Origin of the sequence: Burkholderia sp. Se-20373 (assembly GCF_017104705.1) — a bacterium.
GTDB lineage: Bacteria > Pseudomonadota > Gammaproteobacteria > Burkholderiales > Burkholderiaceae > Burkholderia.
Genome location: NZ_JAAGPH010000012.1, coordinates 80,892 through 92,771, shown reverse-complemented (window position 1 = coordinate 92,771; position 11,880 = coordinate 80,892). Strand labels below are relative to the sequence as shown.

12 protein-coding genes are annotated in these 11,880 nt (G+C 68.9%); 10 read left to right on the top strand and 2 right to left on the bottom strand.

Going from position 1 to position 11,880, the window contains the following annotated elements:
• The 4 genes from G3N96_RS07090 to G3N96_RS07075 all read left to right on the top strand — a co-directional run.
• Positions 1-1,558: HAMP domain-containing sensor histidine kinase (locus G3N96_RS07090; RefSeq protein WP_206136755.1), on the top strand; the 1,558-nt coding region annotated here is incomplete at its 5' end.
• Between the two features lie 187 nt (positions 1,559-1,745).
• The gene (locus tag G3N96_RS07085) at positions 1,746-2,117 is read left to right on the top strand and encodes a CidA/LrgA family protein (RefSeq protein WP_206136754.1); all 372 of its coding nucleotides are present in this window, start codon (positions 1,746-1,748) and stop codon (positions 2,115-2,117) included.
• The gene (locus G3N96_RS07080; RefSeq protein WP_124578757.1) at positions 2,114-2,848 is read left to right on the top strand and encodes an LrgB family protein; all 735 of its coding nucleotides are present in this window, start codon (positions 2,114-2,116) and stop codon (positions 2,846-2,848) included. The genes G3N96_RS07085 and G3N96_RS07080 overlap by 4 nt, the downstream gene beginning before the upstream one ends.
• A gap of 225 nt (positions 2,849-3,073) precedes the next feature.
• A complete protein-coding gene (locus tag G3N96_RS07075) occupies positions 3,074-3,379 on the top strand; it encodes a hypothetical protein (RefSeq protein ID WP_124578759.1) in 306 nt (101 codons plus the stop codon).
• A gap of 91 nt (positions 3,380-3,470) precedes the next feature.
• Here the strand turns inward: G3N96_RS07075 and wrbA are convergent, their stop codons facing one another.
• Complete coding sequence (gene wrbA / locus G3N96_RS07070) at positions 3,471-4,073, bottom strand: NAD(P)H:quinone oxidoreductase (RefSeq protein WP_206136753.1); 603 nt, start codon at positions 4,071-4,073, stop codon at positions 3,471-3,473.
• Between the two features lie 61 nt (positions 4,074-4,134).
• On the bottom strand, positions 4,135-4,860 hold the full coding sequence (locus G3N96_RS07065; RefSeq protein WP_206136752.1) for a pirin family protein: 726 nt from the start codon (positions 4,858-4,860) through the stop codon (positions 4,135-4,137).
• A gap of 128 nt (positions 4,861-4,988) precedes the next feature.
• On the opposite strand from G3N96_RS07065, the gene G3N96_RS07060 reads away from it, so the two are divergent.
• The 6 genes from G3N96_RS07060 to G3N96_RS07035 all read left to right on the top strand — a co-directional run bounded on the left by G3N96_RS07060 (position 4,989) and on the right by G3N96_RS07035 (position 11,834).
• Positions 4,989-5,906 (top strand): LysR family transcriptional regulator, encoded by a 918-nt coding sequence (locus G3N96_RS07060; RefSeq protein ID WP_206136751.1) that lies wholly within the window; start codon positions 4,989-4,991, stop codon positions 5,904-5,906.
• Between the two features lie 94 nt (positions 5,907-6,000).
• Positions 6,001-7,122, top strand: a complete 1,122-nt coding sequence (locus tag G3N96_RS07055; protein ID WP_206136750.1) for a Fic family protein — start codon at positions 6,001-6,003, stop codon at positions 7,120-7,122.
• Between the two features lie 279 nt (positions 7,123-7,401).
• A complete protein-coding gene (locus G3N96_RS07050) occupies positions 7,402-7,596 on the top strand; it encodes a DUF3311 domain-containing protein (protein WP_089444527.1) in 195 nt (64 codons plus the stop codon).
• Between the two features lie 84 nt (positions 7,597-7,680).
• Positions 7,681-9,075 carry a sodium:solute symporter family protein gene (locus tag G3N96_RS07045; RefSeq protein ID WP_089433924.1) on the top strand — a complete coding sequence of 465 codons (1,395 nt, stop codon included), beginning with the start codon at positions 7,681-7,683 and terminating at the stop codon, positions 9,073-9,075.
• 36 nt (positions 9,076-9,111) lie between these two features.
• Positions 9,112-10,779, top strand: a complete 1,668-nt coding sequence (locus tag G3N96_RS07040) for an amidohydrolase (protein WP_206136749.1) — start codon at positions 9,112-9,114, stop codon at positions 10,777-10,779.
• The gene (locus G3N96_RS07035; RefSeq protein ID WP_206136748.1) at positions 10,776-11,834 is read left to right on the top strand and encodes a GTP-binding protein; all 1,059 of its coding nucleotides are present in this window, start codon (positions 10,776-10,778) and stop codon (positions 11,832-11,834) included. The genes G3N96_RS07040 and G3N96_RS07035 overlap by 4 nt, the downstream gene beginning before the upstream one ends.
• The last annotated feature ends 46 nt before the right edge of the window (positions 11,835-11,880 follow it).

Genomic DNA, 11,880 nt, shown 5'->3' with positions numbered 1-11,880 from the left:
GCGCGGCGAAGTCGATGCGCTCGCCGCGCGGCCCGCGGCGGCGCGTGCGACGTGGCAGGTGCAGGCTGCGCAGGACCGCATGTTCGCGGCCGCCGACGATCTGGCGGCGCTGACCAGCGGCGTGATGGCGGGCACGGCGATGCGTCATCCGGACACGGCCGGCGCGCTGGTCGTCGCGCGCCTGCTGGGCGACCTGCGTGAATACACCGGCCGGCTGGGCTCGCTGTTCGTCGCGCCGCTGGTGAGGAACGAGGCGCTCGACAATGATCGGCTGGCGCGCATCCTCCAGATGCGCGGGCGCATCGTGCAGCTCCGCGCACTGATCGCCGGCGCGATCGCGCCGCCGCTCGACGACGCGATGCTGTCGAATGACCTGGCCCGGTTGAACGACACGATGGACGGCAGCTTCCTGCCGCTCGTGGCCACGACGCTTCGCGCAGGGCGCACGGGCACCTATGCGATAAACGCGGAGGATTTCGCGTCGCGGATCATGCGCGATCTCGACGCATCGACGCAGTTGCGCGACCACGTGCTCGACCTCACACGGGCGCGCGCGGTGGCGCTGCGCGATGCGGCGCGCGTCCGGATGACGCTGTCCGGCGCCGAGGCGGCGTGTTGCATCGCGATCCTGTTCCTGCTCGTGCGCGGCACGCAGCGGACGCTGTCGACACCGCTCGATGCGCTGAGCCGGCGCATCGTCGCGTTGAGCGAGGGCGACGTGTCGCCGATCGTCCGGATTCCGGGCACGAGCCCCGAGATCGCGCACGTGAACGATGCACTGGACGCGCTGCGCGGCGCCTACGTCCATCGCACGCTGCTCGAGCGGCAGCGCAACGACATGCTGACGCTGTTCTCGCACGACATGCGTGCGCCGCTCACGTCGGTCATCGTGCTCGTGAACGCGCCTGCCGCCTGCCCGCCCGAGTGCGCGCTGCGCGAGCGTCTTCACGAGATCGGCGGGCTGGCGCGTCATACGCTCGCGATGGCCGACGGTTTCGCGCAGGTGTCGCGGGCGGAGGCGGGCGAGTACGCGTCGGAACTCGTCAACGTGGCCGACCTGATGAATCAGGCACGCGACGAAATCTGGCCGCGCGCGCGGGACAAGCACATCGCGATCGAGGACGTCCCATCGTGCGACGACGCGCTCGTGCGCGGCGATCCGGCGCTGCTGTCGCGTGCGCTGGTCAATCTGCTGGGGAACGCGGTCGACTACAGCGCCGCGCATACCCGCATCGCGTGCAGCGTCGAGCTGGCGGACGACGGTGCTTCGGTATGCTGCGTGATTCGCGACGACGGCTACGGGATCGCGGCCGAGGACCAGGCGCGCCTGTTCGAGCGTTACCGGCGCTTTCGTCTGCCGGGACAGCCCGATACGAAGGGTGTCGGGCTCGGCATGGCGTTCGCGAAGGCGGTGGTGGACCGGCACCGCGGCGAGATCCACGTGCGCAGCGCCCCGTGGCAGGGCACGACCGTGACGCTCACGCTGCCCGTGGCCGGCGTATCCGGCCACGCGCACGACCCGGGCAGGGCGATGTCGGCCGAACCGGTGCCGGGATGATGCGTGGCGGCGGGAGGCCGCACACCGTGCAGCAGCCGGTGGTGTCTTCCCGCCGCCGCGCGCGGCGATGTTCGTTCGCGCGTGAAGTTGGTACGATCGCGCGTATCGTTCACGCCGGCGCCGCAACCCGCCGGCCATCGGTCGCGCGGCCGCCCGGCAGCACGGCCCCGTTCGGGAGAGGCGGTTCATGCTGCAGGCGTTCGCGGTCTTGCTGACCTTCCAGTGTCTCGGGGAAGGCGTGTCCTACCTGTTCCGCCTGCCGGTGCCGGGCCCGGTGATCGGCATGCTGCTGCTGTTCGGCTTCGTGATGCTGCGCCCGCAGGTGGCCGACGCGATCGAGCCGACCGCGCTCGAGCTGCTGCGCCACCTGTCGCTGCTGTTCGTGCCGGCCGGCGTCGGCATCATGGTGTCGGCCGACCGCGTGCGCGGCGATGCGGTCGCGGTCGTCGTCGCGCTGGCGGTGAGCACCACGCTCGCGATCGCGGTGACCGCGCTCGTCACGCGTGCGCTGCTGCGCCGCCAGCGGCGCGCGGGCGGCGCGGCGGAGGGCACGCGATGACGGCCTTCCCGACACTCGGCGCGATCTGGGTCTATCTCGCCGCGACCCCGCTGCTGGGCCTGACCATCACGCTGCTCGCCTATCTGCTTGCGCAGGCCGTGTATGCGCGGGCGCGCTTCAACCCGCTCGCGAACCCGGTGCTGATCGCGGTCGCGCTGATCGTCGTGCTGCTGACGATCACCCACACGCCGTATCCGACGTATTTCGAAGGCGCGCAGTTCGTCCACTTCCTGCTCGGCCCCGCGACCGTCGCGCTCGCGCTGCCGCTGTACCGCCAGTGGTCGAAGCTGCGCCGCGCCGCGGTGCCGCTGCTGGTCGGCCTGCTCGCGGGTTCGCTGACCGCGATCGTGTCGGCGGTCGGCATCGCGGCGCTGTTCGGCGCGTCGCACCAGACGATCGCGTCGCTGGCACCGAAATCGGCGACGACGCCGATCGCGATGGCCGTCGCGGCCGAAATCGGCGGGATTCCGTCGCTCACCGCCGTGCTCGTGATCTCGACCGGGATATTCGGGGCGGTGTGCGCACGCGGGATCCTCAATGCGCTGCGGGTCGACGAACCGGCCGTGCGCGGCTTCGCGCTCGGCGTCGCGTCGCACGGGATCGGCACCGCGCGCGCGTTCCAGGTCGGCGAGGAAGCCGGCGCGTTCGCCGGGCTCGGGATGGGGCTGAACGGCGTGCTGACCGCCTTCGTCGTGCCGATCCTGCTGCCGGTGCTGTCGCGCTGGATCTGAGCGCCGGCCGGGCCGGGTTATCGGTTTCCCTGATGGCGCCGGCGCGGCGCCGAAACAGCGGCTCTCGCGGTGCGCATGTATCGTGGCCGTTATCAGGAGAATTCAGGAACGCACACGGACAACGGAATACTGATCGGCTAACGTTGCAACGGCGCCGATGTCGCAAGCGGTCGTGTGCGCGCCGGTGTTCGACCCATTATCAACAATCGACAAGGAGATCCGGCCATGAAGCAGTCTCGCGTGGTATCGGTGGCAATAGCAGTAACGGCGTCGTTCGGTCTGCTGTTGACCGCCGCGCCGGCGGCATACGCGCAGGATCCGGCGTCCGCGCCGACGCAGAAGCAGCTCGACAAGGCGCAGAAGAAGGCGGCCCGCAAGGCCGCCCGGGCGCGGCATGCGTCGGACCTGAAGGCGATCGGCACGGGCAGCGGCTACCGGTTGACCAACGACCAGAGCAACTATCCGCAGAACGCCGCGCAGAAGGCGCCCGCGACGAAGGCGGCGCCGGCCGCCCCGGCATCGGGCCAGTAACGGCCGGAACCCGGGCACAGCGCGAACGGCGCCGGATCGCCCGGCGCCGTTCGCGCATGTGCGGGGCGGCCCGAACGGCCGGGCCGGCGCGTTACGACGCGAGCTTGCTCGCGATTTCCGCGACGTGCTTGCCCTGGTAGCGCGCGATGTCGAGCTCGTTCGCGCTCGGCTGGCGGCTGCCGTCCGCGCCCGCGAGCGTGGTCGCGCCGTACGGCGTGCCGCCGGTGATTTCGTTCATGTTGACGAGGCCGCTGCAGGCGTACGGCACACCCACGATCACCATCCCGTGGTGCAGCAGCGTCGTGTGGAACGACGTGATCGTCGTTTCCTGGCCGCCGTGCTGCGTGCCGGTCGACGCGAACACGCTGCCGATCTTGCCGACGAGCGCGCCCTTCATCCACAGGCCGCCGGTCTGGTCGAGGAACGTGCGCATCTGGCCGGCCATGTTGCCGAAGCGGGTCGGCGTGCCGAAGATGATCGCATCGTAGTCGGCGAGTTCGTCCACCGTCGCGACCGGCGCGGCCTGGTCGACCTTCACGCCGATCGCGCGGGCCTGGTCGACGGGAATCGTTTCCGGCACGCGCTTGAGCGTGACCTCGACGCCGGCCACCGATTTCGCGCCTTCCACGATGTGCTGCGCCATCGTTTCGACGTGCCCGTAGGACGAGTAGTAAAGAACGAGTACCTTGGCCATGTTGCGAATCTCCGATTAAAAGGGCCCCGCGTTCAGCGGGGCCCGGTTTCCCGAACGGGCTTTATGCCCACTCGGCCGTCACTTCGACCGGACGCAGGTCGAACACCAGCACTTCGGCATCCTTCCCGTCGGTGAACGTCAGCGCCTGTTCGTCGCGGATGCGCACGCCGTCGCCCTCGCCGAGCGTCACGCCGTTGACCGTCACGCTGCCGCGTGCCACGTGCACGTAGGCAAAGCGGTTCGGCGCCAGTTCCAGCGTCGCGCGTTCATCGCCGTCGAACAGGCCCGCGTAGATCCGCGTGTCCTGCCGGATCTTCAACGAACCGGCGTCGCCGTTCGGCGAGACGACGAGCGCGAGCTTGCCGCGCTTGTCGTCGGCCGTGACGTTCGTCTGCTGATAACGCGGCTCGGCACCCTTTTCGGCCGGCCCGACCCAGATCTGCAGGAAGTGGACGGGCAGTTCCGGCGAGTGGTTGAACTCGCTGTGGCGCACGCCGGTGCCGGCGCTCATCAGTTGCACGTCGCCCGGCACGATCACCGAACCGGTGCCCATCGAGTCCTTGTGTTCCAGCGCGCCGTCGAGCACGTACGACAGGATTTCCATGTCGCGGTGCGGGTGCGTGCCGAAGCCGCGGCCCGGGGCGACGCGGTCGTCGTTGATCACCAGCAGGTCGGAGAAGCCGACTTGCTTCGGATCGTAGTAATTCGCGAACGAAAACGTATGACGGGAGCTGAGCCAGCCATGCTCCGCACGGCCACGTTGGTTTGCTGCACGGGTTTCGATCATGATTTTTGTTCCTCAAGACGCCGGACCTCGGAAGTGAGCCCGGCCGTTCGTTGAGATGAATCTTAGGTCAATCGATTTGACAAATAAATGGCTGTAGAGATAATGACTGTCGCTATGGAGTGGACAATATGGAACTGAACGATCTCAGGATCTTCGTCGCGACGGTCGATGCGGGCAGCTTCACGGCGGCGGCCGACCAACTGATGCTGTCCAAGCAGTTCGTCAGCCGGCGCACGATGGCGCTGGAGGCGTCGCTCGGCGTGCGGCTGCTGCACCGGAACACGCGCAATCTCGCGGTGACCGAATCGGGGCAGGAGTTCTATGCGCGCGCGCAGCGGATCCTCGCGGAGATCGCCGACGCCGAGCAGGCGATGTCGGTGCGCAGCACCGAGCTGCACGGGTCGCTGAAAATCAGCGCGCCGCTGTCGTTCGGGATCACGCACGTGTCGCCGCTGATCGCCGAATTCCTGTCCGCGCACCCGGCCGTGCGGCTGAACCTCGACCTGACGGACCGGCGCGTCGACCTGATCGGCGAGGGCTTCGATCTCGTGCTGCGGATCGGCTCGCTCGAGGATTCGACGCTGATCGCGCGCCCGCTCGGCGCGTGGCGGATGATTGCGTGCGCGAGCCCCGCGTACCTGAAGCGGCAGGGCACGCCGCAGACGCCGGCCGATCTCGCCGGCCATACGTGCGTGCTGTACGGGCGCGAGCGGCGTATCGGCTGGGAATTCCGCGTCGACGGCGGGGCGCGCACGTTCGACGTGCAGGGGCCGCTGGTCGCGAACAACGGCGAGGTGGTGCGCGACGCGGCGATCGCGGGGCTCGGCATCGCGCTGCTGCCGGATTTCATCGTCGGCGGGGCGCTCGACAGCGGCGCGCTGGTGCCGGTGCTCGACGCGTACGCGCCGTCGCCGATCACGCTCAATGCGGTGTTTCCGCAGCATCGGGAAGGGTTCGTCACGCTGCGCACGTTCATCGGGTTTCTCGCGGAACGGCTTGGACAGGCGGCGCCGGCGGCGAAGGGCGGCGCGGGCCGGGCGCGCTAGCAGGCCGGGTTGCGGGGAATCGGTGCGCTATTCTCCGCATGGTTTGCGGAGAATATTGAGTTCTGCGGCGAATCGGTGGGATAATCTCCGCATCATGAGCGGAGATTACACCTACATCTGGGAGTCGGCCGACTGGCCGGAGTGGCGCTTCGACCTCCCTGCCCTGGCGACACCACTCGCCGACGTCAGCCGTGCGCAAGGCATGCTGGCCGGGCGGCTGGCGGATGTCGGCCTGGCGCTGCGCGACGAGGCCAGCCTCGCCGCGTTGACGGAGGACGTCGTCAAGACCAGCGCGATCGAGGGCGAAAGCCTGAACGTCGCATCGGTGCGGTCGTCGATCGCGCGCCGGCTCGGGGTCGACATCGGCGCGCTGGCGCCGGTCGATCGTCACGTCGAGGGCGTGGTCGACATGGTGCTGGACGCGACCGCCCATGCGGCGGCACCGGTCACGGACGCCCGTCTGTTCGGGTGGCATGCGGCGCTGTTTCCGACCGGCTATTCGGGGATGTCGCGGATCACGGTCGGCGGCTGGCGCACCGACGCCACCGGGCCGATGCAGGTCGTGTCCGGGCCGATCGGCCGGCAGCGCGTGCATTTCGAGGCGCCGCCCGCGGCGCGCCTCGCCGGCGAGATCGCGCGCTTGCTCGCGTGGCTCAATGCCGCGCCGCTCGAGCCGTTGCTGATCCGCGCCGGCCTGGCCCACCTGTGGTTCGTCACGCTCCATCCGTTCGACGACGGCAACGGCCGGATCGCGCGTGCGCTCGGGGATCTGGTCCTCGCGCGCGCCGACCGCAGTCCGCAGCGCTTCTACAGCCTGTCGGCGCAAATCCAGCGCGAGCGCAACGCGTATTACGACGTGCTGGAGCGGACGCAGCGCGGCTCGCTCGACGTCACGGAATGGCTCGCGTGGTTCCTGACCGCGCTCGGCCGCGCCATCGATCACGCGCACACGACGCTCGACGCGGTGCTGGTCAAGGCGCGTTTCTGGCAGCGCTGTGCGGGCTTCGCGATGAACGAACGCCAGGTGAAGGTGATGAATCGCCTGCTCGACGGCTTCGAGGGGAAGCTGACGTCCACCAAGTGGGCGGCGCTGGCGAAGTGCTCGCAAGACACCGCGCTGCGGGACATCACGGAGCTCGTCGAGCACGGTGTGCTGCGCCGCTCGTCGTCCGGCGGCCGGAGCACGAGTTACGAGCTGATGCCGTTTAGCAGCTGACGCCGGCCCGGGTCATGATCGGCGAGCGTTGGCCGCGACGGAGGGCAGTCGGGTTGCCGCTTCGATCGTTGCCGCGTTGACCGGGCAACACGGGCAACACCGGGCAACACCGGGCCGCGTCGGGCAACGGACCACTGGCCCAAGCGATTGCCCGCGTCTGGCACTATCCCGCGCCTTTTTGTCTTCGAATACTGGATTCGACGGCGGATGTCGTGCAGGCGACATCCACTGCCTCCGCGTACGACCCTTCCGTACGAACCCGCTTTCGAGGAGACACGCATGCTCAGGTATCTGATCGGCATCGGTATTCCGTATCTCGGCGTGATCGGCGTGCTGCCGTGGGCGGCCGCGCAGGACCGCTACGTGCTGGGCGTGCCGTTCATCTTCATGTGGATCTTCGCGTGGTTCGTGCTGACGTCCGGCTGCCTGTTCGCGTGCTGGATGCTGTTCGACCGCCGCGCGAGCGCCGCCTAGCGCACGCATCCGCTTCCTGCGGACCGCCGGCCGCCCGCGCTTTCCGGCGAACCCTACGCATTCCTTTCCTTCGCAGAGGTGCGCATGTCCACGGTCGTCTTCGCCGCGCTGATCGCGCTGTCGCTCTATCTCGCCATTCGATCCGGCCGCGGCCGCGGCAAGCAGAGCGTGCATGACTTCTTCGTCGCGTCGCGCCAGTTCGGCACGGCGCTCGTGTTCTTCCTGACCGCCGGCGAGATCTACAGCATCGGCACGATGGTCGGCTTCCCCGGCGGCATCTACGCGAAAGGGCCGACCTACGGCGTGTGGTTCCTCGGCTACATCCTGCTCGCCTACCCGATCGGCTATTTCGTCGGCCCGAAGATCTGGGAGGCCGGCAAGCGTCACAACGCGATCACGCTGCCCGACCTGTTCAAGGGCCACTACCGCAGCCGCGGGCTCGAGCTGGTCGTTGCGTGCGCATCGATCCTGTTCCTGATCCCGTGGGGGCAGCTGCAGTTCACCGGGCTCGTCGCGGCGCTCAAGGGGCTCGGCTGGCACGTCGAGCCGCTGTACCTGATCCTCGTGTGCGCGGCGCTCGCGTTCACCTATATCGCGATCTCCGGCGTGCGTGCGTCGGCGTACATCGCGATCCTGAAGGACATCCTGATGCTGCTCGCGATCGTCGTGACGGGCGTGGCCGTCGCGTGGCAGGTGGGCGGCGTGCATCCGGTGTTCGACGCCGCGAGCCGGCAGGTCAGCAACACGATGAGCGGATCGCAACTGCGCTTCTCGATGAGCACGATGCTGTTCCAGTCGCTCGGCTTCTACCTGATGCCGTTCGCCGCGCAGAATTTCTTCACCGCGCGCGGGCCGGACGCGATCCGGCGCACGCAGGTCGTGATGCCGCTGTACATGCTGATGTATCCGTTTCTCGTGATCGCGTCGTACTACGCGATCACCGCGAACCTGACGCTCGCATCGCCGAACGACGCATTCTTCGCCGCCGTCACGCACCTGCTGCCGGGCTGGCTGATCGGCCTCGTCGCGGCCGGCGCCGCGCTGTCGGGGCTGCTCGTGCTGGCCGGCATCTGCCTCGCGATCGGGCCGATCGTCACGCGCAACCTGATGCCGAACCTGCCCGAGTCACGCCAGAAGCGTGCGGCGAAATACGTGATCGTCGGCTACCTGCTGCTGTCGATCGCGACCACGATGCTCACGCCGAACCTGATGCTCACGCTGATCAACACGACGTACTACGGCGTCACGCAGTTCCTGCCGGGCGTGCTGATCCTGCTCGCGGGGCGCCGGGTGCGGCCTGTCGCGGTCGGCGCCGGGATGATCTGCGGCCAGGTGCTCGCGATGATCTTCTACGTGCTCCATGTCGACTTCGGCGGCATCAATCTCGGCCTCGTGTGCCTCGTCGTCAACGTGCTCGTCGTCGCGGCCGTGCATGTGATGCTGCATGGCCGTCCCGTGAAGCAGTACGCCGTATCCTGACGCATCGGCGTTCCGCCGCAAGGAGAACCGCATCCCATGCCAGCATCCGCAACCCCTGCAGCACCCGTGACGGTGTTCACGGCGCGCCGCATCCTGACGATGAACCCGGCGCAGCCGTCGGCCACGCACGTTGCCGTGCGCGACGGCCGCATCCTCGCGGTCGGCGACGCCGCCGCCGCCGCCACGTGGCACGCGCGGTTCGGCGCGTGCGCGACCGACGACACGCTGCGCGACAAGGTGCTGATGCCGGGGCTCGTCGAAGGGCATTGCCACCTGATGGAAGGCGCGATGTGGGACGCCGTGTACGTCGGCTACTACGACCGGCGCGGCCCCGACGGCACGCTGTGGCCGGGGCTGCGCTCGCTCGACGCGGTGCTCGAACGGCTCGGCGAAGCCGAGCGCGCGATGACCGACGACGGGCCGCTGCTCGCGTGGGGCTTCGATCCGATCTTCTTCGGCACCGCGCGGCTGACCACGCACGAACTCGACCGCGTGTCGGCCCAGCGGCCGATCGCGATCCTGCATGCGAGCGTGCACCTGATGAACGTAAACGGCGCGATGCTCGCGCGCGCGGGCATCGACGCCGACACCGACATCGACGGCGTGACGCGCGATGCCGACGGCCGCCCGACCGGCGAGCTGCAGGAGTTCGCGGCGATGCTGCCGGTGTATCAGACGATCGGCGGCAAGCTCGCGATTTCCGCGAGCGAGAAACCGCACGCCGTCTGGAATTTCGGGCGCGTCGCGCAACTGGCCGGCGTGACGACGGCCACCGATCTCGTCAACGACCTGTCGGCCGATGGCAACCGCACGCTGCGCGACGTCACCGCCGATCCCGATTACCCGGTGCGGATCGTGCCGGCGTTCGCGCCGCAGCGCAATCCGGCGCGCTCGGCCGACAGTGTGCTGGCGGAGATCGAGCGCAATACCGACAAGCTGCATGTCGGGCCGGTGAAGTTCATCGTCGACGGCTCGATCCAGGGCTTCATCGCGCGCGTGCGCTGGCCCGGTTACGCGGGCGGTCAGCCGAACGGGTTGTGGCTGATTCCGCCCGCCCAGCTCGTCGACGTGTTCGAGCCGTTTCATCGCGCGGGGCTGCAACTGCATGTGCATACCAACGGCGACGAAGCGACCGACGTCGTGCTCGACGCGATGGCGACGCTGCTCGCGCGCCATCCGCGCCGCGATCATCGCCATACGCTGCAGCATTGCCAGATGGCGGACGCCGCGCAATTGAAGCGCGTTCGCGCGCTCGGGATGTGCGTGAACTTCTTCGCGAATCATCTGTACTACTGGGGGGATGCGCATTACAGCCAGACCATCGGCCCCGATCGCGCGAACCGGATGGATGCGGCCGGCTCCGCGCAGCGGCTCGGCATCCCGTTCGCTTTGCATTCGGATGCGCCGATCACGCCGCTGAATCCGCTGTTCACCGCATGTTGCGCGGTGCAGCGCGAGACGGCATCGGGGCGCGTGCTCGGCGAAGGCGAGCGGATTTCAGTCGACGACGCGCTGCATGCGATCACGCTCGGCGCGGCCTATACGTTGCGGATGGATCATCTCGTCGGCAGCATCGAGATCGGCAAGTTCGCGGATTTCGCGGTGCTCGACGACGATCCGTCGGTCTGCGCGCCCGCACGTTTGAAGGAACTCGCCGTGTGGGGCACCGTGCTCGGCGGGCGCCTGTTCCGGTCGCCGCGATGAGCGCGCAGGGCGATGCCGTCGTGCCCGCCGAGGCCGCGCTCGCGCCGATCGACCTCGCGGTGATCGGCGGCTATCTCGGCGCGGGCAAGACGACGGTCGTCAATGCGATCCTGCAGGCGCCGCATGGCCGGCGCATCGCGGTGCTCGTCAACGATTTCGGCGCGGTGAACATCGATGCGCGCCTCGTGCGGTCGCGCGGCAACGACGTGATCGAACTCGACAACGGCTGCATCTGCTGCACGATCGGCGGCGCGCTCGTCGATGCGCTGACACGCGTCGCGACACGCGACGTGCGGCCCGACCTGCTGCTCGTCGAAGCGAGCGGCGTGGCCGATCCCGCGAAGATCGCGCAGATCGGGCTGCTGAACGGTGCGTTCCGGCTGACGTCGGTGCTCGTCGTCGCCGATGCGCTCGCGTGGCGCGACACGCTCGCCGATCCGCTCGTCGGCGCGATGGCGCAGCGCCAGCTCGACGGCGCGGGCGCGATCGTCGTGACCAAGCTCGACTGCGTTGCTGCGGCACAGCGTGATGCGGTACTCGACGACGTGCGCGCGTGTGCGCCGACCGACATCGTCGTCGCCGCGCGTCATGGCGAGATTCCGCTCGCGTTGCTGTTCGACGCGGTCGTGCCCGATCGTGGCGCGACGCCGCCGGGTTTCGCGCGCTCGCACCGGGCGATCGGACATGACGCGATGCCGGCGTTCGCGAGCGTCACCGTCGCGGCGCCGGACGTGCTCGACAAGGCGCGGCTGCGTGCGTGGCTGAAGGCGTTGCCGCGCACGATCCTGCGCGCGAAGGGCATCGTGCGCGTGGCCGACGCGCAGGGTGCGGTCGCTGCGCGCGTGTGCCAGGTCGCTGCGCGCGTGTGCCAGGTCGCTGCGCGGCGCATCCGGTTCTCGTCGATGGAGGACGAAGGGCTGGCCGCGCACGAAGGAGACGGCGTGATGGTGTTCATCGGGTTCATCGATGCCGCCGGGGAAGCCACATTGCGCGACGGCATCGTGCAATGCAGCGTGGCTGCGTCGACGGTTGCGCTGACATCGACCATCGATTGATCGGCGCCGCGCATTCGGGTTAGGCTTCGGCGAGCAACGGCATGCA